The following is a 25,018-nucleotide window of genomic DNA, read 5'->3' as shown; positions in this document are numbered from 1 at the left end:
TGAATTGTGCTGCATTTTGTTTCTTCTATGCTGAAACCTGGAATGAGCGCAAAAAAGCCCTCGTCCAGCTTGGGACGAGAGCTAGGCTCACGCGGTACCACCCACATTCCTCCGTCTCTTGCGAGAACGAAGCTCGGCAGCCGCCTGTCGCAAGGCGGCATGTTCCTTTAACGCCGGAAAAGCGATGCTTCCTTACGCTGATGTGAAAAACCTCTGTGCCAGGCACATCCGGGTACATCAGGACGCTCAAAAGCATGTTCTCCGGGACCATACTCCGGGGTTCTACCTGCACCGGCTTCCACCTGACCCGGCTCTCTGCTGCAGTTTCCCCCCGTACACATCCGTTCATCGAACATTGTAATATCCAGTTCGTCATTTCCCTGTCAATTGTCGCGTTTGTCGCGTTTAACCAACAATATAGCGAATCTCGGTCCTGCTGTCAACTGCCCAGGAGGACTGCCTACCTCTCTTTACGCGGGGGCACATGATCGATCCCGCCGGGATTGAAAGGATGGCACTTGCAGATTCGTTTAACCGCCAGCCAAGATCCCTTCGCGGGCCCATGCTGTTCAATCGCTTCCAGCGCATATTGAGAACACGTCGGATAGAAGCGGCACGTGGGCGGTTTGAGAGGAGAGATGAATTTGCGGTATACATGAATCGGAGCCTGCAGGAGCTTCTTCATTTCTGACAATCCTTGCAGTATCCGTATATCTCGAATTTATGCTTAACGGCTTTAAAATCTTCCGGCAGTCCTTCCACTTCGTCCATAGGACAAAATACAAAAGAAATGGTCTTCTCACACTGCAGACAAATCAGATGGTGATGATGGTGCGTCTCTGAACATCTCGCACGGAACTTGATTCCGTCCTCGAACACAAACTGCTCGAGCACGCCCATTTCATGCATAATTCTCAGATTGCGATAGACCGTATCAAAACTTAAACCCCCGTACGTTTTGCCCATAATGTCGTATACGGCTTTAGGCGTCACGTACCCGTCGGACTTCGCGAACAATTCCGCCAGCGTGCGTCTTTGATCGGTAATCCGCATTCCTTGCTCGGCCATTGCCCGGGTAATCTCTTCGGCTTTCACTGCGGTCCCCCCACATATGCTGCATCTATCTCCTTATAATGCCTTATGATGGACCGCAGCGTCAATATTTCTAGCAGGAGCGATTTCTTAAAGCTGTGGTCCGTAAGCCGTAATCGCGGCCATCTGGCTCTGCCTGATGCGCTTCTTTAAGGATGGAGCCGCTCGGATCTATTCCTCATTCCCCAGCTCCAGTTCCTCATCGCTCTCCTCCGCCGCATAGATTAATCTTTCTCCGGGAACAAACAATTTAAACTTCTGATGCGGGTACGTGTGATGAATATAATCGACAAAATAAGATGGATTCTCTGTGTTAAACGCAAATAAATCGTAATGCATCGGAATAAGAAGGTCTGCCCCGATTGCAACGCCGAGATCGGCCGCTTCCCGGAAATTCATGTTACCCATGAGGTTGTCCTGATATCTTTTCCAATCCCGTCCGTTAATCGGCATACACGCAATGTCGATACGGTGCGGCCTCAGAGCCTCGACCAGCCCCTCATAGCCAATCGTATCTCCTGCGTGGTACAGCTTCACTCCATTAAGCTCGATCACATAACCGAGAAATTTATGATCACCGTTCTCATCGGTTTCAAATTCTTCATGCTTGCTGGCAATCGGGGTAATTCTCATGTCTCTAAAATCAATCATATCACCGGCTCTTGCTCCAATCAGCGCATCGGGTACAATACCCAGTTCAGCAAGCTGAGGAACTACAGGCGCCGGGCATATCCATGTCGCATGAGGTGAAGCAATCGCCATTGCCCGCACAGTAACCGGATCCAGATGATCCGGATGATCGTGGGTTATGAGGACAAGGTCGGCATGTCCGATCAGTTCTGGAGATATCGGCGTTTCGAAATTACGCGGTGAATTGCCGAATTGCTCGTCAATAGCGTTACTCAGATAAGGATCTATGTATGCAATCATCCCCGACCCTTTAAATACCATGCTCTCTTGTCCCAGATGCCACAGTGCAAGGGTATTCTCCGGTACAAATGTGCGGTCTATCTGACGGATCAGCCGCTCCCCGCGCTTGTCTTTGTTCTCTTTCTTGTTCTTGTCAGCCATCAACCCAACACTCCTCTATATCTAATGGTTTTTGAAAATACGAATCCGGCAGTACCGTTTATTTGTAGCGGCACTGCCCTTTCTATATTGTTTAGCCTTTTTAAAAGAGAATCAAACAAACGATATCTGCCAGCATACTGGACAGGTATCCTGATTTTTTTTGCAACACCGGGACAGAAGTCCATAACAAGAAACACTCCTGCACATAGGATATTAACGTAAACTACATCCTACTTCATGAGGAGGAAACAAATATGTCCGGTTGTGGAACTGGCGGTTACGGTATTGGAGTTGTTGGCACGAGCACTGCAATTATCCTTGTTCTGTACATCCTTCTGGTTATCATCTTAGCTACATTCTAATTCAAACCTCATAATAACAAAAACCGCTGCACAAGATGCAGCGGTTTTGTATGTTAGGAAGACAGCTTTACTTGCGGGTCGAGATCAAGTTCTATATATCCATCTTCGAGGGAGAGAATTTCCTGGGGTTGATCCTTACGGATCAGCAGCCTGACAATTCTCATATTATCAACCTCGTCAATAATAAATTGCAGCTGTTCATGATGAATCCGCTGGTTCTTAACCGGAGGAATTTCCACCTGTGAATAAATCCAGCCGCCGATGGTATCAAAATGTTCCGCTTCGATAGCCGTACCGAAATGCTGGTTGAACTGATCAATTAACATCATGCCGTCAATCGAATACGTGTATTCGTCTTTCTTCTCAAACTCCGGACGCTCATGATCGAATTCGTCCTGCAGCTCGCCGACGATCTCTTCCAGAATATCCTCGACGGTCACAAGACCCGAAGTGCCGCCGTACTCGTCAATGAGGAGGGCAACTTCCGTCTTGCGTTTCTGCATCAATCTCAGCAGGATGCTGATGGGCATAGATTCGGGCACCGTCATTAGGGGACGCATAATGTTGCGTATATCGTCAAGCTCATCGCTTGCCGTCAAAATATCTTTGATATGCACGAATCCAATAATATTGTCTTTGTCCGGATCACAAACCGGGTAACGGGTATACAATTCCTTAATAGCCGTCGCCTTGTTCTCTTCAAAAGAATGAATGGCATGCAGACAAACGATTTCAGTACGGGGTATCATAATTTCACGCGCATTCGTATCTGCAAATTCAAAAATATTGTCGACAAGCGTAAGCTCTGTATTATCAATAAGACCGTTCCTGTGACTTTCTTTCATCAGTAAACGAATATCTTCCTCTGTATGCGCCGAGTCCTGTCTGCCCGCAACTTCTGTTCCCGAGCGGCGGAGAAGCCAGTTCGAGATTTTATCCAATACCCAGAAGAAGGGAAACATTAATTTGTAGAATACCAGTACAGGAGCTGCAACCCAGAGGTTTACTTCTTCCGACTTACGGTCCGCATATTTTTTGGAAATCATAATGTGAATCGCTGTTATAACCGTAAAGGCAAGTACAAAAGACAGGGCATGAATAATACCTTCCGGTATACCAATGTTGGCTGATAAAGGTTCGAGTACTCTAACCACCATAGGCTCTCCGATCCAACCAAGCGCCAAAGACGTTAGGATAATTCCGAGCCGGCTGGCAGACAGATACCCATTCATATTGTCAGCTATCTTCCCTGCGATGCGCGCTTTCATGTTACCCTCTAACACAAGTGCATCCATGCGGCTTCCCCGCAATTTCACCATCGCAAATTCGGCTGATACAAATGAGCCGCTGAGTAGAACAAGAACCACGATCAGGGTAAGGCTAAGTAACACTGGCAAGGGGTCACTATCCAATTATTTCCTATCTACCTCATAGAAGCAGATAGGTACACCTCCTTTTATGTCCATAAATTAGATTTGGAGAATAGAACAATCTCCTATTATACAGTATAGACCCGAAAGCGATAAAGAGTCAAAGTCAGTCAAAGACAGGATGTGCGCTTCTTGAAGAAGATCTGCGGGTTTGAAGGCCTCCTCTCCATCCATTCATTGATTTACTTCAACGTATTCCCGCATGCTTGGATTTTATGCCTTTCCTTTGATAAAGCCGAACCTTGGACGGTTGCATAACAGAGGGATTCTTACTCCATATTAGTAAAAGCCAACATTAGAACATGCAACCGGAAGGAGAACTTTATGAATCGGAACCGTACAAGCTCCCGGAAAACAGCCCTATCCCGCGCGCTTACTATGGGTATTATATGCGTTAACCTGCTGACATCTGCTAATCCGCTTACCGCTGCTGCCGCATCAATTAGCGAGGCTGCCGGACTCGGCGGTCCTGCTCCCAAATCAGCCGCCATTGTTATCGATGATTTCGGCAATAACATGAAAGGAACGGATTCGATCCTTGATCTTCCCATCCCGCTGACTGTCGCTGTCATGCCCTTTCTTTCCTCTTCTAAAAGCGATGCGCAAGACGCCTTCCGCAAAGGCCGCGAAGTCATCGTGCACCTGCCTATGGAACCTATGACCGGCAAAAAAAGCTGGCTGGGCCCCGGTGTAATCTCGACCGATTTGAGCGAGGAAGAAATCCGCAAACGCGTCAATGCGGCCATAGATGATATCCCCCACGCTATCGGAGTTAACAACCATATGGGGTCTAAAGCCACAGCCGATGAGCGGGTTATGCATATCGTGATGGAAGTCCTGCGCGAAAGAGGTCTCTTCTTTCTGGACAGCCATACGAATTACCGGAGTATCGCCTGCCGCGAGGCCAAAAAAGTAGGAGTGCCTTGTCTGGAAAATCATATTTTCCTGGATGATATCCATACCAAGAGCAAAGTGATCCGGCAAATTGAATTGATCGGAGCTCACAACAAAGTGCATCAGCCCTGCATTGCTATCGGCCATGTCGGCGCCAAGGGCGACATCACCGCAGCTGCGCTACGGGATACACTGCCGCGGTTAAAGGATACTCTCTCCTTCGTCAAACTGAGTGAGTTGTACAAGTCTCCACCGCCTGATGCCGGACCCAAAAGCGGGTCATGAGCAGCATGTTGGCATATGTAAGAAGCAATGTAAGAAGCCCAAGGTCCGTTAGAAACGGATCTTGGGCTTCTTATATTTTTACCGGAGCAGGTGCGCAAGTTACAACGGAATAGTCGGTTCTACAGGAGCTTCGCCCTCACCGCTGTCGTAAACATTCACTTCGAACGTAATAATTTTATCATACAAGATATAATCCTTACGGTTCTTGAAAGGTCCCTTGTTGTTATTGTGCTTGTCAATGGCAAACATAACGGGACCCGTGCCTGCTGCACGGCCTTCGTACCAAGCGATAAAGGCATTAACTTCGTTCATTGAAAGATCATATTCTTTGTCCGTTCCGTTATTCAGCGTAATTACCAGAATCGCGCTGTCACCGGATGGTTCTTCAACCGGAGGCACAACAACGGTTCCCGCTTTTGGAGTCGCGGATGCTTCATTGGAAGGAAGGCTCTCTCCAGAAGCATTGACAGCTGTAACGACGTAGTAATAAGTCGTGCCATTTACTACGTTCGTATCTGTGTAGGCACTGGCTGCAGCCGTACCGATCGTAGCGTAAGGTCCTCCTGCTGTTGTGCTGCGCTTAACGTTGTAGCTGACGGCGTTCGCTGAAGCATTCCATGCCAAGTTTACTTTGGTATCTCCCGCAACCGCCGTTAGGTTAAGCGGAGTGGCAACGGGTGGTTCGGTCCCTTTGCCGAAGACGTTCCATTCATAAGCGTAGGTTCCTTGTTTAAGTACGACTGTAGATACATTGACTATAGGAACTGGTAAGGTCTCTACTGTATCACTCTTTATCGGCGAATAGGAATCTAACAAGTTGTTATCTGCATCATAAAATTCAATTACAGCCTTGCCATCAGACTTTACAATTACCGACTCCACCACTTTTGGAGACGAGAACGTATGCCAAACTATTTGATTGGCCATACCTACATAATTAGAACCGTTATTATCCGTTAGTAGCCGAACAGTTGTCAGTGGATTGGTTATTGCAGTTCCTGCTTTTAAGACTATTCGATCCAGCAGCCCACCTGTATATTTCGTTGCCGCTGGTCTAATGAGTTTTTCTAGAGAAGGCGCACTTTCGCCTGATTCGTTGACGGCCATAACTACATAGTAATAATTCGTATCATTTTTTACATCTTTATCTGTATAGGACGTACCCGATACATTTGCTAATAAAGCATACGGTCCTCCTGGAGATGTGGAACGCTTCACATTATAGGATTTTGCTCCTGTTGAGTCCCAGTCCAAATCGACGCTCTTATCCCCTCCTTGAATCCAATTAATAACTGTCGGTAGGGGAGGGGTTATAGGAGTACTGAAGACATTCCATTCGTAAGCATACTTACCTTGTTTAAGCACCACTGTGCTAACGTTTTGTACCGGAGTCGGTAGTGATTCAACACCATCGTTCATTACGGTTGTATAAGAAGAGAGCAGGTTTTGTGCTGCATCATAAAATTCCACGACAGCTCTAGTATCAGACTTTACAATCACCGCACGAATTTCTTGGGGTGAAGCGAACGTATGCCAAACCATTTGATTCGACATACTTATATAATTCGTCGGATTACCATCCGTAAGCTGTGCTACACCTGAGCCTGTGGGTTGATTAATTGAAGAACCCATCTGTAGATTTATACCATCTAGCAGACCACCCGTGTATTTGCTGGATGCGGCAAAAACAGTATTACTTAACATAATAGAATAACAAATAAGCACAAAAATAAAAATTGCCAATTTCAACTTTCTTAATTTCATTTCTTTCCCTCCATTTTAAATTAATTTCCATAAACATAATACTATATACCTATATAAAAGTCTTGTTATTTTATTTTATATATGAAAACAAATGAAATATAATATTAATTTATAAATTAATATTAATCTCTAAAAATAGCAGCCAGCACTTATAGGTGTACTTCTATTTGTGAGATAAGGATCAAAATACCTTGCATGTCTAAATAACCACTCGCCCCAAATCAACCAGCCACTGGTTAGAGTCCATCCATGGGATAACAATTTCCGGAGCCACTAACTTCCAATTCATCCCACTTTGTTTAGCGCATCCAGACTAGCTCTTGTTGGCAACGTAAAAACACCTTCAAGAGAATGTGCCCCTATTTTAATAGGGCACATTCTCTTGAAAGTGTTGTGATTGGTCTCACGTTAGGGATTCATTCCCCACATAATCTGGTTGTTTGCTTTTTTCTTATTTATTCCGCATCCGCGGTAATATCCAGAATAATCTTGCCTTTGTTGGCATTTGCCTCCATCATTTCATGCGCATCCCTCACATGGCTCCAAGGGAAAATCCGGTCAATGACAGGGTAAATGCTGCCATCCGCAAACTTAGGACCCATGCTCCGCCAGAAGTGCTGAGTCAGACGGATTTTGTCTTCCCGGCTCCGGCTGCGAAGCGTGGAGCCGATGATCGAGATCCGCTTCATAAGCAGCGGATTCAGGTCGAATTTATCCATCGGCACTTTGGAGCCTCCGGTCATCCCGACCAGGATAATGCGGCCCCCGACGGCCGCGCTGGCCAGATGATCGGCAAAATAAGAAGCGCCGACGAGATCAAGCACCAGGTCACTCCCGTGACCGTGCGTGGTTTCCATAAGCCATGGCACAAATGAGCCTTGGCGGTAGTTCCAGCCGGAATCTGCCCCCAGCTCCTGGCAGTACAGGAGCTTCTCCTCGGAACCGGCTGTCACAAGCACGCGAGCGCCATATTCACGGGCCAGCTGGATGGCGGCCGTACCGACTCCGCTCGCACCCGCATGGATGAGCACGTAGTCTTTCTCCTGGATACCTCCAAGCTGCACGAGGTTCAAGTAGGCGGTCAGGAAAGCTTCAGGAATTGCCGCGCCTTCCGCATAGCTGAGGCCGGCGGGCAGACGCATCGCCATCCCCGCGGGAATCGCCACACGCTCCGCATAACCTCCTCCGGGAAGCAGCGCACATATACGCTCCCCTTCACGCCAGCCGGTTACGCCGGAGCCGACTCCTATCACGACACCCGCTATTTCGAGGCCAAGTATATCGGATTCACCCGGAACGGCCGGATATTTGCCTGATCGCTGTAAGATATCGGCCCTGTTGAGCCCGGCCGCTTTTACCTGTATAAGTAATTCCCCGTCACCTGCGACAGGTTCTGGACTTTCCCCGATATACAGCTCCTCTGTACCGCCAAATTGTTTGATATGTACCGCCTTCATCGGGCTCACTCCTCTGGGTTGATAAACATTAAGAACTAGACATTAAGAACTAGTATACCATGCGCAGGTATCAAATGCTTGCCGGCGCAGGCTCAGCGGACTTTTGAGTCCTTTATGATGTCCGTTGCCGGAATCAGCTAACCGTTCCTATTTTCTGCATAATAAGCTGGATAGAAAAAGTCTAATTCCCTGATTCGGCGTATAATGAATCTAACTGACGGAAGGTTTCAATTCAATTACCAGATGAAAGAGAGGGTTTCTTCTCATGCAGACATCCAGTAAATCAACGAACCGATTGTGCCGGCTATTCCAATTAGAATACCCGATTATCCAAGCCGGTATGGCGGGCGGCACAACAACACCCGCTCTGGTAGCGGCTGTATCCGAAGCGGGAGGACTTGGCACCTTGGGCGCAGGATACATGTCTCCGGAAGCCATCCGCCAGGCGATCCGCGACATACGCGAGCTGACCGCGCGACCTTTTGCGGTCAATCTTTTTATCCTGCAAGAGCCGGAGCGAGCTCCCGGTGAAGCGCAGCAAAGAGCCCAAGCGGACAGCGCTTGGCATCTTCTCGCACCGCTGCGTGAGCGTCTGAACGTCCGCGAGGACGGGCCGCCGGCCGTGTGGAGCGAATCCTACCGGGATCAACTCGCCGTCCTGCTGGACGAGCGGGTACCGGTATTCAGCTCCACCTTCGACGCGCCGGGTACGGATACTCTTGCCGAGTGTACGAGACTCGGCATCCGCACTATCGGCACCGCGACCACCGTGCGTGAAGCTCTGCTGCTTCAGCAGGCGGGCGTTGACGCCATCGTCGCGCAAGGCGCGGAAGCGGGCGGCCACCGGGGTACTTTCCCCGGTGAGGGCGAGCCGCCGCTGATCGGCACGATGGCGCTCGTGCCGCAAATCGCCGACAGCGTACAAGTACCCGTCATCGCATCCGGCGGCATCATGGACGGCCGGGGCATCGCTGCCGCCCTTGCACTCGGCGCCGAAGGCGTACAGTTCGGCACGGCCTTCCTCACCTGTACCGAGAGCGGCGCACATCCCGCGCATAAGGCAGCGGTCCTGGGATCGTCCGATGAGTCAACGATGCTATCGCGCGCTGTCTCCGGCAAGTATGCCCGCGGCATTCGCAGCCGCCTGCTGGAGGAGCTGGAGCCGCTGGCCGGGCAGCTTCCGGGCTATCCGGCGCAGAACGCACTCACCCAAGAGATTCGGCGCGCGGCGGCCAAAGCCGGCAACCCGGACTATATGGCTATGTGGGCGGGCCAAGCCTCCCCGTTAGCTCTGAAGACCACCGCCGCCGAATTGATAGCGCGGCTAATAGGCGAGGCGGATCAAGTTCTATCCCGCTTGCAGCGTTTCACATAGACGGATCATACGGTCTCGCCCAGCATAACGTGACTCCGATTGAGTTCAACTGATTCGATACAAGCCCGGCAATTTGCCGGACATCCGCCACCCACTGAAACGGCAAAAAAGCCGTCGACCCGATAATAGCGGCTGACGGCTTTTCTTTTTTTCTAACTTCCCTCACAAAAACAAAACTCACACAACTTTTAAACGAACGGAACTTGCGCGGGCTTATTTACTTTTTTTGACCCAATCCGCAATATCATGGATAAGAACTTCCGGAGCGTTCGCCGGAAGGCTGTACTCCGCTCCCGTTGATTTCTGATCGTACTCCGTGAAGACATGGTTCACTTTCGGATACATTTTATACTGTACGTTCGTACGCTCTTTGAGAGCTTCTTTCCATTTATCCAGATGATAGGACAACACCTGGGAATCATTATCCCCTTGCAGAATAAGCATTGGAGTTTTCTGGTTCTTGGCAATAGCGGATGCGGAATAGTTGCGGAAGTCCATCCACCAGTAAGTGTTGCCGAGCTGCAGTTCTGCAGGAAGATTCGTCGTAGAGTACTTCGGATCTTTGATCAGTTTAACCTGACTTTCCCAGAAAGTTACTTGCTGCTCCAGAGCAGCCGTATCCGTACCCAGTTCCTTGGCAATCTTCAGCTGATACTTGGATTGCTCCAGTACGACATCTTCTATCGAATTCGTAGGACCGGCCAGAACGACAGCGCCAGCTATATGATTCTCCTTGTCCGACTCAATGATACGGGGAACCAGCATCCCTCCTTGACTGTGACCTGCTACATAGATCTGTCTAGGATCAATGCCTTCGGTTTGTGCGAGCATGTTAATCGCGTAAACGGCATCGTTTACCGTTTCATCCTGTACCGTAAAATCAGGTTTCTGCGATTTAAACGGATGTTCGCGTGTGACTTTCTCATAACGCAAAGTTCCGATTCCTTGCGCGGCCAGTCCGACGGAAAGATCACGGAACAGTTTCGATGAACCCATCGTCTCATCGCGGTCATTAGAGCCTGAGCCATGCACAAGCACGATGACCGGATGCGGACCTGCAGTGCTAGGCAGAGTTAGCGTCCCCGGAAGCGCCAGCTTGCCTTCTCCGATTTTCACTTCCTTCTCGGTATAGGCCGCTGGGTTATCATAGGCCGGCTTGACATAATTACTCGGCAAATAGTACTGCGGAATAAACAAATCATTGATCTGGCTGTTGTCGTCGAAACGGACCGTGACCTGGAAAGGATAGCTGCTCTCCGTTTCATAAGTCAGGTACACGTTATCGTGGACGGAGTTTTTTTCCTTGCCCGATTGGCTCTGCCCCTTCATTTCACCATATACGCTGGCAAAATAGGACCAGTAGTAGCTAAGTTTGTTCTCATTCAGACTTTTCCGGAGGTCCTCATTAAACATCGCGTATGCCGGCTGGCTTTCCCCCTGGTTCAAATAGCTGACAAAAGCGTTCGCTTTGGCCTCCAGATCCCCTGCCGGCAGAACCAGTTCATTCTTATGTAGATCCCACGATACAGATGTATGTAACACTTTCTTAAAGAACCCGAGCGGCACGACAGTTTTGTCTTTCACGATTTGTACAGCATTGTCCAAATCAACCTTCTCGCCATTCACAACGGCGGTTTTCTGATCAATCGTCAAAATAATCTTGTCACTGCCCTTGGAGATCGTAACCGTCCGGTCATCCTGATTCCAGGTCACACTTGCTCCTGCGGTTTCACTCAGAAGACGCAGAGGCACGAGTGCTGAATCCGCATGAGCGGCAGACTGTAACGTTGCCGGTGAATTCGCAAGAACTGCGGGTGCGGCAGGAGCTAGAGAAGCAAGCAAAAATGAGGCAAGTGCAGCAGTTCGCCATACTGGCAAGATTTTCTTCATAGAATCCCCCTGATAGTAGTAATGATATAGTCGGAATGATAATGGTAAGGAAGATGGAAATCTATTCGGTTCCATATTTTTCTTCCGCTTTCTAGTATAACATAAACGTAATAGACAGCTAGGGCCCGGAGTCTCAGGCCGGCTGCTAGTCTTACGCTGCAGAAGGGGTTCAAGAGGCGGTCTTCATCTAGATAAGCATACAAAAAGACAGACCCCGTTCCGGAATCTGTCTATTCTCTAGTATTAACGGACTTGGATTTTAGGCGTCCAGAAAAGCTCCAAGCATCCAGATATGCTTCTGCAGGTTACCTTGAGTTCCAATTAGCATATCTGCGGTCGGTTCGTCATTATCCTGCTGCGCGGTTTCAATGCCTTCTTGCAAAAAGGCAACCATTTGAATGAAATCCTCACGGATGGCAGCTACCATTTCTTCGAAAGATTCCTTACCGGAAGCTTCTTTCAGGCGGGTTTCTTTGAGAGTCTCGCCGTACGTTCCGATCGGCTTACCGCCCAGTGCAAGAACGCGCTCCGCGAATTCATCCACATATTGGCCCGCTTCATTATATAATTCCTCAAACTTCGCATGCAGCGTATAAAAGTGAGGACCTTTTACATTCCAGTGATAATGGCGTAGTTTCATGGAGAATAGATTCCAGTCGGCAGTCAGTTTAATTAAGTGTTGGTTTGTCGTTATAGTTGTCATCGTTGTCATCGTGGATCAACCTCCGTGTATGAATGATCACATCTTGTATTGCTCATTTCTTATATACTTACTATAACAGACGGCTTAATTATAATCAATACTAATTTATAATAATTCTAAATAAGATAGATTGGTATTGAACCCCTCGTGTGACGAACGCTCCCCCACTAATCTGGAAATATTGTTATTCCACATCCTTACCGCATATTGTTTGCCGGCAGATCATCTGTCGCGAAAGAAATTCTCCCCTTGTTTATCCGCGGCAGCAAACAAAGAACGGAGATCCGCATGGATCTCCGTTCTTTGGCCGGGATGCGGCCGTCTATGCAGTATTTTGTTACCAAGCTTACATTTCTATCGAAAAAGCCATTTACAATACAGGCTTTCAATTCTGTCAACTCTCCCCGTCCTGTTTGGAAAGAGCGGCTTTGAGGGCATCCCCCAGGCTCGAACCGAGATTCTCCTGTTTGCTGTACTGCTTCACCAGCTTCTGCTGCTGATGTTTGGCAACACGGCCTGTACTTTCCCCGAGGACCTCCACGACATTACAGGGCAGACACTGAACGTATTTTCCAGCTTTCCCTGTTTTCATTTCCATTTTCTTGTGGCATTGCGGGCATCTGCGGTTTGTCAGCTGTTTCTCGGCAGAGCGTCTGTACTCACACTCGCGGTTCGCGCATACGAGCATTTTGCCGCGTTTACTTTTACGTTCCATAAGTCTTTCGCCGCATTCCGGGCACCGGCTGTTCGTCAGATTATGCGGTTTGTATTCCGCTTCATTGGATCTTACCCCTTGGACAAGCTGCTTGGTCATCTCGCGGATCCCGCCGATGAACGTCTCGGTCTTGCCGCGTCCCCGCGCGATATCTTCCAGCTCCTGCTCCCATTTAGCCGTCAGCTCGGGTGAGCGCAGCTCCTTGGCGACCAGCTCGATCAGCTGCGTACCCTTGCCTGTCGGGTGCAAAGCGCCGCCCTCCCGCTCGATCGTATCCGAGCTGACCAGCTTCTCGATAATCTCGGCGCGCGTGGCAGGCGTCCCCAGATGATGCTTCTCCATCTGGGTGAGCAGCGTAGCCTCCGTGTGACGCTTCGGAGGCTGGGTGCGATGACTGCCGATCCGGCAGCGGACGGCTTCGATACGGTCGCCGGCGGCGAGTTCCGGCAGTTCCTGCTGAGAGGCCTTCCGGTCGTCTTCATCCACATAGTCATCGTCCCCGTCCTCACTGCCGGAATCAGCTGCTGTACCCGATCCGTAGACACCGCGCCAGCCTAGTTCCTTGACGATCCGTCCCGACACATGGAACGGCTCCCCCTCGACGTCTAGGATCATCGAGGTCACCTCGTACCGGGCAGCCGGATAAAACAGCGCCAGGAAACGCCGGACGATCAGATCGTACAGTTTGCGCTCATCCGCGGAGAGTGCCGACAGATTTACATACTCATCGGTCGGGATAATCGCGTGGTGATCCGTCACCTTCGCATCGTCTACAATCCGCCGGGATACCGGCAGAGCACCCCTGAGCAGCGGTTTCGCCAGCGGAGCGTAAGGCCCCACCGCTACCGACTGCACACGCTCTTGGAGCGTACTCACCATATCGCTCGTCAGGTGGCGGGAGTCCGTCCGCGGGTAAGTGACGAGTTTATACTGCTCGTACAGCCGCTGCAGGACGGACAGCGTATGCTTCGCCGAGAAATCGAAGCGACGGTTCGCGTCACGCTGCAGCTCCGTCAAGTCATAAGCGAGCGGCTGAGGCTCTGTCCGTTCCGTCTTCTTAACGGAAGACACGGTGCCGTTCTTGCCGGAGACCTGCTGCACGAGCGCATCCACCCGGTCACGGTCGAAGATCCGGCTCTCTCCGGAGCGCTGGCGCCACGTCCCGCGGAACGCGCCGAAATCCGCTTGTACCGTCCAGTACTCGGCCGAACGGAAATTGCGGATTTCCTGCTCGCGGTCCATGATCATAGCCAGCGTCGGGGTCTGGACGCGTCCGGCCGACAGCTGCGCCTCATACTTGCTCGTCAGCGCGCGTGTCACATTGAGGCCGATCAGCCAATCGGCCTCGGCACGGCAAACCGCCGACTCGTACAGGCGGTCGTATTGCTTGCCGGGCTTCAGATTCGCGAAGCCATCACGGATCGCCTTATCTGTCTGAGACGATATCCACAGGCGGTGATAAGGCTTATTCCACCGGATCATCTCCATGATCCAGCGCGCTACCAGTTCTCCTTCACGGGCCGAATCCGTGGCAATGATAAGCTCGCTCAGATCTTTACGTTTGGCAAGATCGGCAATAGCCCGGTATTGATGTGAAGTTTCCTTCAGTACTTTCAGTTTCATGCGTCCCGGAATAATCGGAAGATCCTCCAGGTTCCATTTCTGGTACTTCGTATCATAATCTTCGGGCTCCGCCAGTCCTACAAGATGGCCGAGTGCCCAGGTAACAACATGCTTGGGTCCTTCAAAATACGATTTATGCTTCTGCCCGCAACCGAGAACGCGCGCGATTTCTTTGGCGACGCTCGGTTTTTCGGCCAGTACGAGTGATTTGCCCATGTGTCTCTCCTGTCTCCTTTGTCAGAAAAACAGCCCTGCCTTAAGCCGCTGCATACTGGATTTCATTATCTATCTATTCTAAGAATGTTAGGGACTGCAAGTCAACAGCCGGGGGAATTTCCAGGCCGCTTCCTCCATAACTGCGCTTCTCCATGCTTCTCCATTCCCGCAGCAGCCAGGAAACTTCCGTTTAGAGACCTGCATACATCGCGGTTGCCTACCGGACAATCCGCCTGCATTAAATAAAAGCCCCGCCTTAACAGGCGGGGCTGAACAGTTTATTCAGAAATCGGCTAGGCCTTTTTAGCAGAAGGACGTTTGGACGGGTTCTTGGCCGATGTATTCGCAGGTGCCTTGGCCCCTGCACCAGTCTTGTTTGTAAGCTTATGGAAGATAAGGATTTGCCAAGCATTACAGCCCAACAGAACGATGGCGACATAAAGAAGCGAGGATAAATCCGAAATACTGAAAGCAGGCAGCATTTCCAGGCTCGTCACGACAATGATGAAGAATAGCGTCGGTATTCTTGCATGCGAATTTGTAAGAGATACTTTGATCTGAGAGATAATCAGACCGGCTGCAATAATAAGTACCGGAATTCCCAGGTACATTCCCAGGCTTTCATGGCCTTCGGCAAATTCTTTGTATCTCAGGAAGAATAAGTTAGCGATCGCCAGTGCGATAAAGAACAGCTGCAGTCCGGACCATGCTCCTTTCCTGCTTCTGAGGATTCCAATCATATAGTAATTCGTCATTAAATAGCCGACATAGCCGACCACACTAATCAGACACATCGTCAGTGTCGCCAGGATGATCATCCCGATCTCACTCGCACCGCTAACCGCGACGTCCATTGACACAAAATCACTGAAAACGGTTCTGCCTACTCCCCAAGTAAGAAGCCCCAGCACAACCCCACCCAGCATCGTGGTCCAGAACAGGAATAATATGGATTTCAACATCTGCCTCTTCTCCTTCTTCTAACAGGGCAAAACCGCCCTTCTGCACAAGCAAGGACGGTTCCCGAAAATCGCGGATTAGAATATTCCGAAGCCCATCATGATTACGGTGATAATTAGAACGGCCCAGACTGCAAACAAGATCTTCGTGGAAGATTCTCTTCCTTGTCCTCTTTTCATGCGTCCCAGAATCATTTCCATCAGACCGATCACAACGATGGCAATAATTCCTTTGACCACATATTTTGCAGGGAAGCTATATCCGATCAGCATACCAACACCGGATACAACCATGATTAAGTAGAACAGGCGCAGGATCATAGGTGTGATTTTTTGCCGGTAGAAAATCGCACTCACGATAAACAGGATAACGATAAATGCCCATGATCCCGCATGTGACTGCACAAAAATGTTAAGCAACTTGTCTGACATGTGAATTCCTCCATAGTCAATATGTACTTGAAAGGTTACCGTGGTAAAGCGTAACGCTTTTATCATAACAAGCAGTGATTTTTATTACAAGCACGTAAAGTAAACAGTCCGTTCATATGAGCGGCAGTGTCGAAAAGTGTTCACAAACCCGCAGCTGCCTGTAAAACGCGTAATAAATATAAGAGATAGCAGAATAGGCCGTTGGAAAAAACAAGAACTTTTTTCTTTTTTTAACGTAAAAGAAAGCCTCCGGTACTGATAAGCATTGGGTTCATGCTTGACGAGTTATAACCGGAGGCATTTCTGTTCGGACTATAGTTTCACAGGCTCGCCTCTGCGGGCGGATTCGTATGCCGCTAATCCCACGGCAGCCGATTTCATACCGTCCTCGCCGCTAATCGGTACAGGCTCGCCTCTTAGCAGGGCATCGACAAAACCGCGGACCAGATACTTGTCCATATTGTCGCCCCAATAACTCCACTGGCCTTTGCCCGCTTGAACGCTGTACACCTCGTTCTTCTGTGCGAATGAATCAATGCTCAAGACACCCTTGGTCCCTGTAATTTCCATCGTGACATCTCCCCAGGTAGGAAACACAGGTTTGCGGGACCAGCTTGGATCTAATACCGCAAATACGCCATTGTCGAATTTAACATGCACCATTCCCGCATCATCAATCTCAATATCGTTAAACCTCGTATCGGCATACGCAAAAACTTCCGTTACTTCCGCTCCAAGGAACCAGTGCATGAGATCCATCACATGGACCGTGTGATCAAAAACCGCCCCGCCGCCTGAAAGCTTCTTGTCGATAAACCAGCCTCCGGGCATACTGCCCCGGTTCGTTCCTTTGATCGCAATGATCTCTCCGATCTCGCCGCGGTCTATCGCTTCTTTGGCCTGCACGACTGCCGGTATATACCGGCAGGGGAATGCGGTCATGAGCTGTACGCCGCTGCGTCTGCATCCCTCTATCATTGCTTCCATTTCGGAGACGCTAATTCCAAGCGGCTTCTCGCACAAGATATGCTTGCCTGCTTCGGCTGCGGCCAGCGTCAGCTCCGCGTGGCGTGAATTCTCCGAGCAGATGACAACGGCATCCAGATCGGATTTCAGCAGATCGCGGTAGTCTGCAAAATAAGGAATGGCATGCTGGTCCAGCACCTTCTGGACACGGTTCTTCTCTTCATCGGCTATCCCTGCTACTTCAACCTCAGGGATCGATAAAAGTGCGTTTAAGTATGAAAAAGCATGACTATGTGCAAATGAAATCATACCGATACGGAGCTTACTCATACGGGTACGCCCCCTTTCGATGCGATTTGCACAGGCCGGCCGGAGCGTGCTGATTCTTTGGCTGCCAGCGCAATCTCAATCGCGTGGTACGCATCGCGTGCAGTCACAACGGACTGATTGTTATTCTTGATACTCGTTAAGAAATGCTCCAGTTCATAGTAATATGGATCGTGATAGGAAGGGCTTCCCGGTACCTGGACACCCGCCAGGGCACTCCTGCTTATAGTCGACCGGACAAGCTGAAGGGAGCCGGAATCGCGGCTGTTCGAGCGCAGGATTCCCGCTGAACCTGAGAACTCTGTCGACGTTGTGAAAGCTCCCGGATACCCCCAATGGGCTTCCAGGTTCGCAATGGTACCGTTTACAAAGCGCAGTGTAACCAGCGCATACTCTTTCGCTTGCGAACGGTGGCTCATCGCGTACACTTCCTTGACTTCCCCAAACGACCAGCGGGCAAAATCAATGTCATGAATCATCAGATCCATCAGGATTCCGCCGCTTTTCTCTTCGTCGTTGTACCAGGCTTTTGCCATACCGGGGTGAGAACCGATACGCTTAAAGTGTGCAACTCCAGGTTCTCCGATGACACCCGCTTCAATTTTGGCATGAAGATCCGCATAATCAGGGAAAAACCGGACCACGTGTCCGACAAATAACCGGACCCCTCTGCTCTCGCAGTGCGCGATCATTTCTTCGGCATCCGCAAGATTCAACGCAATCGGTTTCTCACAGATCACATGCTTGCCTAGATCCGCAGCTTTCATTACATATTCCTTGTGAAGATAAGTCGGGAGGCATACGTTGATCACATCGGCCTCTACTTCCGCCATCATTTCTTCGAATGAAGCGAAAGCTTGGGCATCGGTACCTTCGGCTAAGGATTGGGCCGTTTTCAAATCGAGATCGCATACTCCTGTTAGTTCTATGCCGGGAAGCTTATAGAGATCCCTAATATGCACGGTTCCCATTGTTCCACAGCCGATTACGGCGACTTTCATGTCCGGTACTCCTCTCACTAGTAAGAATCTGGGCTGACAGCAGCTCCCCTTTATTATAGCGGATTGGAGCCGACCATAACATGACCCAAATAACTAGTTTACTTTTTAAGCTTTCCCCGCTGCAGAAGGTGCTTCCTTCCGTTCTCTGCTAATTGTGAAAGGGAGGGTACGGCTCGGCCGGTTAAACCGGAAATAATGGGCTGCAGGATGAGGCTCTTCTCCACACAGCTTACGTTTGATGATATCCGCCGCTATCGTTGCGTAAACGGCGCCATTGCCGCCATATATTAAGGCAAACGTGCTGTTCGGAAATTCAGGCTGGCTACCGATCAGAGGATACCCGTCATGCGTTTCACCGAAAACAGCGGACCACGCATAGGCGACGCGCAGATCCAAATGGGGAAACATAGCTCTTGCCTGATCCAGGAGAAGCTTCTGCTTCACCGGAAGACGATTTATCCGGTCATGCTCCCCCATCATAGGCTCATCCTCTCCGCCGATCACAATCCGGTTGTCATCCGTTGTGCGCATATACAGATAAGGTCTTGCGGTCTCCCAAATCATACATTCCCTGTACCAGTTTGTGATCTCCGGCAGCGGCTCCGTCACAAGGGCATACGAGGTAAGCAGTTTAGCATTCGCATTCGGTTTCATTTCCTGGGTTTCATACCCTGTCGCGTAGACTGCATGCTTCGCACGGATGCGGTGACGGTCTTTCGTATAGAATACAATCCCTTCTTCCGTATCCTTCCTTGATTCGATTCTGGTATGTTCGTAGACTCGCATCCCACTGGAGGCGGAGGACGACACGAGACCATGAACACATCTGAACGGATTAAGCGCCGCATCTCCTTTTGCAAAAATTGCCCCGGGCTTGGTGAATGAAAATTTATCGGCTAAGTCTGCCGCTTCCCAGAACTCGACATCAAACCCGTATTTCCGGAGGTTATCGTATTCTTCTTTTAACATAGACAAGTCGGAATCAGAAGAAGCTAAATAGAGAGATTCTCTACGGGTGACCGCCCCTTCGATATTCTCTAGCGTCATAATATCCGCCAGTGTATTTACTGCTTCTTCACACAGTTTATAGAAAGTAACACCGTTCTGTTCTCCATATGTATGAATACAGCTTGTTAACGTTTTATCATTAAAAAACTGAATCAGCCCCGTATTGGCGCTAGAGCTTCCTCCCGCTACTGTAGTCCCGTCTACCAGAATTGTGTCCAAGCCGCTCTTATGCAGCATATACGAACTCATGGCACCAGCCATTCCTCCCCCTATGACGAGAACATCGCACTCCAAATCTTCTTCTACGGCAGGGTAAACGGGTTTCTTCTCAAGTGTATGTGGCCAATAGGTATGTCCAGTAACAAGATCCATCGTACTCGGCTCCTTTATGTAAGGTAAATGATAGTGGTCATTACCCGTTATTGAACTTTTATCAACACGGAAAAAACCGCCTTCCATATAATGGAGGACGGTTTCTTAACGATTAGCTGCTGACTTAATTTGGGCGCCTGTGCCTAAGCAGCGCGTTTTCGGCCGATCAATTACCAAGTCACAAATGGGATAGAGCCAGGCGAATCTCCACCGATCATCTGAGAAACCGGAATCGTATAAGCGACCAGAATAAGGACAACGGTAACCCCGATCCATAAGCCCCAGCGTTCGAATAGCTTCGGTGTAGGCTCGGAAGCATCCCGGACCTCTGCGATCGGATACTCCGTCTCGCCTTTGGGCGCTCTGAGCAGGGCAATGATGTTGTACACCATAAGCAGGACGGCGACAAAAACGATCATGCCCCCAACCGCCATCGATACATGATACGGCATCCACAGGAAAGTAGCCGGATGATCATCGTATGTCGTGTACGAAGTACGACGCGGCGAGCCGAGAAGTCCGACTGCGTGCATCGCACCGGACATCACCAGCATGCCGGCGCTCCAGATTACCGTCTGCCAGATGCCAAGCTTGTGCAGACGCTGCGTGAGCTGCCTGCCTGTGATCGCAGGAATCAGCCAATACGTGATGCCGAAGAAGGTCAGCGCCACGCTGGTGGCCACGGTCAGATGAAAATGTCCGGTTACCCATAGCGTATTGTGAACCACTTGATTCATCTGATTACTCGCATTAATGATACCGCCAGCTCCGGCCGGAATGAACATGAGCATACCCATGAAGGGGGCGAAGAAACGCACATCCTTCCAAGGCAGTACCTTCACCCACCCGAACAACCCCTTGGCACCCTTGGCGCGGCCTGTCGTCTCGAACATGGCAAACATCGAGAACGCGGTCATTAGGGAAGGCACAATAACCATGAAGGTCAGCACGACCTGAAGGTACTTCCAGAAAGAGCTGATACCCGGCTCCGTAAGCTGATGATGGAACCCGACGGGAATCGAAAACAGCAGGAACAGAATAAAGGACAACCGGGCAAGCGCATCACTGAACATTTTGCCGCCGATGATTTTAGGAATAATGACATACCAGCAAATATAAGCGGGAAGCAGCCAGAAATACACCAGCGGATGGCCGAAATACCAGAACAGTGTACGGCTGAGCAGCACATTAACGGTTTCTACCCATCCGAACGACCAAGGTATCAGCTGCAGCAGAACTTCGGCCGCTACGCCTATTGTCGCTACCTGCCACAGGAGCATCACTATAACGGCCATAAAGGAAAACAGCGGAGACATCTGGCCTTTGTGAGTTTTTTTCCAATACCTGTAGTTCATAAACATGCCAAGCCCGCTCATCCAGCTGCCGATCACGATTAGTGTCAGGGCTATATAGAAATACGGCGAGGCTTTGAGCGGCGCGTAGAATGTGTACAAGACGGTCGCTTTATTCAGCAGGATAAAAATCGTTCCGATTACCGTACCCGACGCCATCAGCACGAATCCGAGCCATCCGAGGCGGCGGGGCAGCGCCAGCAGCTCTCCTCCAAGTGTCTTTGACATACCGGAATAAAGGAAGCCTATAATGAAGAAAGTCGTAAATATTAAAGCCATCAGCACACCGTGTGCGGTCAGCAGCTGGTAATATCCGATTCCGGCAGGAAGTTTGATCATCCCTCCGCGTACGAGACCCTGAAGCACACCGGCGATCCCTCCGAGCAGCAGGGCAGCGAATGCGAACAGGATATGGGCGAGCACCAGTTTGGCGTCCTTGGGACTATAGGCCTTGGCCGGCGAAGCGGCCGTTTGTGTAGTTGACATTTCTCTATCATCCTTTCAACCGGACATGACTGCCTAGCCTTTATTTCACGATAATTGTTGTTTTCATCCATTCATGGGCTCCGCCGCAGTATTCGTTGCAGAGCACGAGATAAGTCCCCGGTTTGTCGAACGTATGCGTCAGATGATTAATTTCTCCCGGAAGCACCATCATGTTGACATTGGTGCCCGGAATCTGGAACCCGTGAATGACATCTTTACTGGTGATTGTAAAATGAACCGTTGCCCCGGCGGGGATCTCCATATTATCCGGTGCATAACCGAAAGCGAACGCCGTCATGACAGCCTCGTATTCATTCTCGCCGACCTGCTTCAGTCCAGGTTGGTCGAATGGAGCTGTCGAATCTACTTTAGCCGGATCAATGCCGTGCGAATGACCCGTTGGAGGGTCCATCCCCATTGCAAATGCCGAAATCCCGATAACGGATAAAAAGACAACCAGCATAGAAATCCCGAATCCGATCCATATTTTCTCGAGACGATGAATGTGCATGCGACTTCCCTCTTTTCAACAATAGTGTGAACTTTCATTTAATAGTCAGCCTGTATGCGGACTCCTTAATTGCGGGCCAGAAACAGCGCAAACACGCCAAACCAAGTAATCAGAATGAAAAAACCTACGATCATTACGGATGCAAAAGCACCCTTCAGTTCGGGCTCCTTAACGGTATCCCCCTCTTTCACATGGGCTTTTGGTTTCTGTTTCCCCTTTGCAGGCATGAGCTCAGCCATCCTACATCCCCCTTTTCCAATCACAGGTATTTACTGGCTTTATCTTACTCTTGGAGCATGGGGGTCTCATGTGATTAAAATCACAAATGAATGATGAAATTGTAACGATTTTGTTACATGGAAATCTCTTTCAGGGCCGGGACCTACATGGTATAATGGCATAGTTATTCAGTTGTAAAATGTTTGTAAATTACATGAACAGGAGATTGGTAATGCAGAAAGGTGTACGTATCATCAGCCGTCGGTTGCACTTATTCGTCTGGCCCGTGCTACTTGTTATTTTTATTGAATTTTTAAACCGGGGGAGTTTAACATCGACTCTGGAATGGATCATACGCAATCCAGGCGAAATGGTGCTGAATTATGTAGTGATCTTCTGCCTTTTCCTGTTTTTCACCGCTTTGACAGGCCGCAGCCGGATTTCTTTCTGGATTATGTCCGTGTTCGTCCTGGTCGCCGGTCTTATCAGCGGCGTGAAATTTAAAATACTCGGTGTTCCCCTGCTTCCCTGGGATTTGTTCCTCAGCAGCGAAACGACCGATATCGTTCAATATTTAAATGGCTTGTTTGATTTTAAAACAGTCATCGGGATTGTCCTATTCTTTGCGGCAAGCGTGGCCCTGCTCTATTTTGTTCCTTGGACCCATGCCCGCTTCCGCTGGAAAGAGAACATTGTGCTTGGAGTACTTGCCGTACTTGTTGCAGCAGGCGTATACCTGGATAAACCATTCCCGGTAAAATCAGCCCTGAACATCTCGACGATTCCTTGGAATCAGGCGGATAACTACAAAGTGAACGGTTTCATGCTATCCACCGTTCTCAACATTGAGCAGATTATTATCGATGCTCCCCAAGGCTACAGTCAGGCTAACATGGAGAATTTCATGAAGCGTGTCGAACGCCGCACGAATATCGACCCGAATGTCAAACCGAATATTATTGTCATTCTGGGTGAAGCTTTCTGGGATCCTACACGGATGAAGAACGTAACCTTCAGTGAAGATCCGGTTCCGTTCATCCACCATCTGCAGAAGAATTACTCAAGCGGGGATATGATGTCGCCACAGTTCGGCGGCGGTACAGCGAACGTAGAGTTCGAAGTCTTATCAGGCAATACAGTCCGCTTCCTTCCGGAAGGCGCGATTGCTTACAACCAGTACATGAACCGTCGCGTAGATTCTCTAGCGAGCATACTCGCCCGTCAAGGATACCAGACGGCCTCGGTTAACCCGTTCCACAACTGGTTCTTTAACAGCCGGAACGTATATCAGAATTTCGGGTTCTCGAAATTTATCTCCAGCGAATATTTCGAGGCGGATTATAACGGTCCCTATCTTCAGGATAAGGCCGTCATGAAGAAGATCATCGAGCAGACCGATACTTCGGCCGGACCTGATTTCGTCTTCGCCAATACGATGGAGAACCATGCGCCTTTCACACCGGACAAGTTTGCTAAGAATTCGATCAAAGTGAGCGGAGATTTCCCGGAAGACACCAAGGGAATGCTTGAATCTCTGGCTCAGGGAGTCCGTAATACCGATGAAGCGCTCAAGATGCTGGTCGAGCATTATGAGAAGAAGGGCGAGCCTACGATCGTTGTCCTATTTGGAGATCATCTGCCCTCGATGGGCAACAATTTTAAGGCCTACAAAGATACCGGATATTTAAGCGACACAGATGACTCCGCAACTGTACTGAACAAAATGTATACACTGCCGGTCGTTGTATGGAATAATTACTTGCCTGCGCACCAAGATAAACTTGATATCAGTTCTGCATTCCTGGGACCGTATATTCTGGATCTGGCCAAACGTGAAGGGACACCTTATACGGACTATCTCTTCTCTTTGTCCAAGAAATTCCCGGTTATTCCGCCCCGCAATCATTATGAACGGCTCAACATTAGCGATGCGGATGTCAAGGAATATCAGATGATGCAATATGATATCCTGTTCGGAGAACAATACGCATTCGGCGGATTCCGGGATAAAATCATCAACCCGAAATTCACGTTAGGGTACGGCGAGATGGTTATCGATTCTGTATCGCCTCTGCATCAGAACACGGCAGGCGGAAACGGAGGAGAATCCAGCGTACAGATTTCAGGCAAGAATTTTGCACCGAGCAGTGTCGTTTATCTCAACGACAAAGCACTCAAAACAACCTATGAGAACCGGCAATCCCTCAGTGCCGTTATCCCTAAAGACTTGGCATCGGATTCCGAGAAGCCTTATCACTTTGTAGTAAAAGTCATCGATTCGAAGAACCTGCCGATCCAATCTACAGCGGTTAAGCAGATGGAATCTCTGAAATAATCATTCTCATATCACGGTCCTCTTAAGGGACGGGATGGATTCAATAAAAAGACTTGGCGCCTGCTTCGTTGAAGGGGACTGACCCCGTAATGTGAGACAAAACAAAACACCTTCAAGAAAATGCTTCATGTCGTAAGATATGGAGGACAACTTTGGAGGTGTTTTTGCATTGG

General features: G+C 49.5%; 22 protein-coding genes. 4 read left to right on the top strand and 18 right to left on the bottom strand.

Features of this window, described 5'->3' with window-relative positions; all coding sequences use genetic code 11:
• Window positions 1-460: 460 nt before the first annotated feature.
• From yidD to AR333_RS10150, 3 genes are all read right to left on the bottom strand, one after another.
• Window positions 461-685 carry a membrane protein insertion efficiency factor YidD gene (yidD, locus tag AR333_RS10160; RefSeq protein ID WP_068775260.1) on the bottom strand — a complete coding sequence of 75 codons (225 nt, stop codon included), beginning with the start codon at window positions 683-685 and terminating at the stop codon, window positions 461-463.
• On the bottom strand, window positions 682-1,095 hold the full coding sequence (locus AR333_RS10155) for a Fur family transcriptional regulator (RefSeq protein WP_068775259.1): 414 nt from the start codon (window positions 1,093-1,095) through the stop codon (window positions 682-684). Before AR333_RS10155 ends, yidD begins: the two co-directional genes overlap by 4 nt.
• A gap of 168 nt (window positions 1,096-1,263) precedes the next feature.
• A complete protein-coding gene (locus tag AR333_RS10150) occupies window positions 1,264-2,163 on the bottom strand; it encodes an MBL fold metallo-hydrolase (RefSeq protein WP_068775258.1) in 900 nt (299 codons plus the stop codon).
• A 254-nt stretch (window positions 2,164-2,417) separates the two neighbouring features.
• On the opposite strand from AR333_RS10150, the gene AR333_RS25370 reads away from it, so the two are divergent.
• Window positions 2,418-2,525 carry a sporulation protein YjcZ gene (locus tag AR333_RS25370; RefSeq protein WP_201280779.1) on the top strand — a complete coding sequence of 36 codons (108 nt, stop codon included), beginning with the start codon at window positions 2,418-2,420 and terminating at the stop codon, window positions 2,523-2,525.
• Window positions 2,526-2,578: 53 nt separating this feature from the next.
• Here AR333_RS25370 and AR333_RS10140 read toward each other — a convergent pair whose 3' ends face one another.
• A complete protein-coding gene (locus AR333_RS10140) occupies window positions 2,579-3,916 on the bottom strand; it encodes a hemolysin family protein (RefSeq protein ID WP_084783593.1) in 1,338 nt (445 codons plus the stop codon).
• A gap of 363 nt (window positions 3,917-4,279) precedes the next feature.
• Between AR333_RS10140 and AR333_RS10135 the strand changes: the two genes are divergently transcribed.
• On the top strand, window positions 4,280-5,134 hold the full coding sequence (locus AR333_RS10135; RefSeq protein ID WP_253735801.1) for a divergent polysaccharide deacetylase family protein: 855 nt from the start codon (window positions 4,280-4,282) through the stop codon (window positions 5,132-5,134).
• A gap of 99 nt (window positions 5,135-5,233) precedes the next feature.
• On the opposite strand, the gene AR333_RS10130 is transcribed toward AR333_RS10135, so the two are convergent.
• Both AR333_RS10130 and AR333_RS10125 read right to left on the bottom strand, forming a co-directional pair.
• Complete coding sequence (locus AR333_RS10130) at window positions 5,234-6,898, bottom strand: fibronectin type III domain-containing protein (RefSeq protein WP_068775255.1); 1,665 nt, start codon at window positions 6,896-6,898, stop codon at window positions 5,234-5,236.
• 455 nt (window positions 6,899-7,353) lie between these two features.
• Complete coding sequence (locus AR333_RS10125; RefSeq protein WP_068775254.1) at window positions 7,354-8,355, bottom strand: NAD(P)H-quinone oxidoreductase; 1,002 nt, start codon at window positions 8,353-8,355, stop codon at window positions 7,354-7,356.
• A gap of 265 nt (window positions 8,356-8,620) precedes the next feature.
• On the opposite strand from AR333_RS10125, the gene AR333_RS10120 reads away from it, so the two are divergent.
• Complete coding sequence (locus AR333_RS10120; protein WP_068775253.1) at window positions 8,621-9,730, top strand: nitronate monooxygenase family protein; 1,110 nt, start codon at window positions 8,621-8,623, stop codon at window positions 9,728-9,730.
• On the opposite strand, the gene AR333_RS24600 is transcribed toward AR333_RS10120, so the two are convergent.
• From AR333_RS24600 to AR333_RS10060, 12 genes are all read right to left on the bottom strand, one after another.
• A complete protein-coding gene (locus tag AR333_RS24600) occupies window positions 9,723-9,896 on the bottom strand; it encodes a hypothetical protein (RefSeq protein WP_172798835.1) in 174 nt (57 codons plus the stop codon). The genes AR333_RS10120 and AR333_RS24600 overlap by 8 nt on opposite strands.
• A 47-nt stretch (window positions 9,897-9,943) precedes the next feature.
• Window positions 9,944-11,620: an alpha/beta fold hydrolase gene (locus AR333_RS10115; RefSeq protein WP_068775252.1), complete on the bottom strand. Its 1,677-nt coding sequence runs from the start codon at window positions 11,618-11,620 to the stop codon at window positions 9,944-9,946.
• 259 nt (window positions 11,621-11,879) lie between these two features.
• Window positions 11,880-12,332, bottom strand: coding sequence for a DNA starvation/stationary phase protection protein (locus AR333_RS10110; protein ID WP_068775251.1), 453 nt, complete (start codon window positions 12,330-12,332; stop codon window positions 11,880-11,882).
• 385 nt (window positions 12,333-12,717) lie between these two features.
• Window positions 12,718-14,877, bottom strand: coding sequence for a DNA topoisomerase III (locus AR333_RS10100; protein ID WP_068775249.1), 2,160 nt, complete (start codon window positions 14,875-14,877; stop codon window positions 12,718-12,720).
• Window positions 14,878-15,170: 293 nt separating this feature from the next.
• Window positions 15,171-15,839 (bottom strand): KinB-signaling pathway activation protein, encoded by a 669-nt coding sequence (locus AR333_RS10095; RefSeq protein WP_084783592.1) that lies wholly within the window; start codon window positions 15,837-15,839, stop codon window positions 15,171-15,173.
• Window positions 15,840-15,914: 75 nt separating this feature from the next.
• Window positions 15,915-16,268 carry a DUF1516 family protein gene (locus AR333_RS10090; RefSeq protein WP_068775248.1) on the bottom strand — a complete coding sequence of 118 codons (354 nt, stop codon included), beginning with the start codon at window positions 16,266-16,268 and terminating at the stop codon, window positions 15,915-15,917.
• A 312-nt stretch (window positions 16,269-16,580) separates the two neighbouring features.
• Window positions 16,581-17,564, bottom strand: a complete 984-nt coding sequence (locus tag AR333_RS10085) for a Gfo/Idh/MocA family protein (protein WP_068775247.1) — start codon at window positions 17,562-17,564, stop codon at window positions 16,581-16,583.
• Window positions 17,561-18,562: a Gfo/Idh/MocA family protein gene (locus AR333_RS10080; RefSeq protein WP_068775246.1), complete on the bottom strand. Its 1,002-nt coding sequence runs from the start codon at window positions 18,560-18,562 to the stop codon at window positions 17,561-17,563. The genes AR333_RS10085 and AR333_RS10080 overlap by 4 nt, the downstream gene beginning before the upstream one ends.
• A gap of 105 nt (window positions 18,563-18,667) precedes the next feature.
• Entirely contained in the window at window positions 18,668-19,942 is a 1,275-nt protein-coding gene (locus AR333_RS10075; RefSeq protein WP_068775245.1) for an FAD-binding oxidoreductase, read from the bottom strand.
• A 170-nt stretch (window positions 19,943-20,112) separates the two neighbouring features.
• Window positions 20,113-21,780, bottom strand: coding sequence for a b(o/a)3-type cytochrome-c oxidase subunit 1 (locus AR333_RS10070; protein ID WP_068775244.1), 1,668 nt, complete (start codon window positions 21,778-21,780; stop codon window positions 20,113-20,115).
• A 40-nt stretch (window positions 21,781-21,820) separates the two neighbouring features.
• Window positions 21,821-22,291, bottom strand: a complete 471-nt coding sequence (locus AR333_RS10065) for a cytochrome c oxidase subunit II (protein WP_068775243.1) — start codon at window positions 22,289-22,291, stop codon at window positions 21,821-21,823.
• Between the two features lie 65 nt (window positions 22,292-22,356).
• Window positions 22,357-22,530: a cytochrome c oxidase subunit 2A gene (locus AR333_RS10060; RefSeq protein WP_068775242.1), complete on the bottom strand. Its 174-nt coding sequence runs from the start codon at window positions 22,528-22,530 to the stop codon at window positions 22,357-22,359.
• 212 nt (window positions 22,531-22,742) lie between these two features.
• Here AR333_RS10060 and AR333_RS10055 point away from each other — a divergent pair, with 212 nt between their 5' ends.
• Window positions 22,743-24,845: a sulfatase-like hydrolase/transferase gene (locus AR333_RS10055; RefSeq protein WP_068775241.1), complete on the top strand. Its 2,103-nt coding sequence runs from the start codon at window positions 22,743-22,745 to the stop codon at window positions 24,843-24,845.
• The last annotated feature ends 173 nt before the right edge of the window (window positions 24,846-25,018 follow it).

It is taken from the genome of Paenibacillus sp. FJAT-26967, assembly GCF_001541095.1.
GTDB lineage: Bacteria > Bacillota > Bacilli > Paenibacillales > NBRC-103111 > Paenibacillus_F.
Note: the sequence above shows the minus strand (reverse complement) of the source record. Positions and strands in the feature narration are given on the sequence as shown.

Bases quoted from the DNA above. Each gene is read 5' to 3' on its own strand.
- yidD (WP_068775260.1), bottom strand. From the start codon at position 685: ATGAAGAAGCTCCTGCAGGCTCCGATTCATGTATACCGCAAATTCATC.
- AR333_RS10150 (WP_068775258.1), bottom strand. From the start codon at position 2,163: ATGGCTGACAAGAACAAGAAAGAGAACAAAGACAAGCGCGGGGAGCGG.
- AR333_RS25370 (WP_201280779.1), top strand. From the start codon at position 2,418: ATGTCCGGTTGTGGAACTGGCGGTTACGGTATTGGAGTTGTTGGCACG.
- AR333_RS10135 (WP_253735801.1), top strand. From the start codon at position 4,280: ATGAATCGGAACCGTACAAGCTCCCGGAAAACAGCCCTATCCCGCGCG.
- AR333_RS10130 (WP_068775255.1), bottom strand. From the start codon at position 6,898: ATGAAATTAAGAAAGTTGAAATTGGCAATTTTTATTTTTGTGCTTATT.
- AR333_RS10125 (WP_068775254.1), bottom strand. From the start codon at position 8,355: ATGAAGGCGGTACATATCAAACAATTTGGCGGTACAGAGGAGCTGTAT.
- AR333_RS10120 (WP_068775253.1), top strand. From the start codon at position 8,621: ATGCAGACATCCAGTAAATCAACGAACCGATTGTGCCGGCTATTCCAA.
- AR333_RS10115 (WP_068775252.1), bottom strand. From the start codon at position 11,620: ATGAAGAAAATCTTGCCAGTATGGCGAACTGCTGCACTTGCCTCATTT.
- AR333_RS10110 (WP_068775251.1), bottom strand. From the start codon at position 12,332: ATGACAACGATGACAACTATAACGACAAACCAACACTTAATTAAACTG.
- AR333_RS10100 (WP_068775249.1), bottom strand. From the start codon at position 14,877: ATGGGCAAATCACTCGTACTGGCCGAAAAACCGAGCGTCGCCAAAGAA.
- AR333_RS10095 (WP_084783592.1), bottom strand. From the start codon at position 15,839: ATGTTGAAATCCATATTATTCCTGTTCTGGACCACGATGCTGGGTGGG.
- AR333_RS10090 (WP_068775248.1), bottom strand. From the start codon at position 16,268: ATGTCAGACAAGTTGCTTAACATTTTTGTGCAGTCACATGCGGGATCA.
- AR333_RS10085 (WP_068775247.1), bottom strand. From the start codon at position 17,564: ATGAGTAAGCTCCGTATCGGTATGATTTCATTTGCACATAGTCATGCT.
- AR333_RS10080 (WP_068775246.1), bottom strand. From the start codon at position 18,562: ATGAAAGTCGCCGTAATCGGCTGTGGAACAATGGGAACCGTGCATATT.
- AR333_RS10075 (WP_068775245.1), bottom strand. From the start codon at position 19,942: ATGGATCTTGTTACTGGACATACCTATTGGCCACATACACTTGAGAAG.
- AR333_RS10070 (WP_068775244.1), bottom strand. From the start codon at position 21,780: ATGTCAACTACACAAACGGCCGCTTCGCCGGCCAAGGCCTATAGTCCC.
- AR333_RS10065 (WP_068775243.1), bottom strand. From the start codon at position 22,291: ATGCACATTCATCGTCTCGAGAAAATATGGATCGGATTCGGGATTTCT.
- AR333_RS10060 (WP_068775242.1), bottom strand. From the start codon at position 22,530: ATGGCTGAGCTCATGCCTGCAAAGGGGAAACAGAAACCAAAAGCCCAT.
- AR333_RS10055 (WP_068775241.1), top strand. From the start codon at position 22,743: ATGCAGAAAGGTGTACGTATCATCAGCCGTCGGTTGCACTTATTCGTC.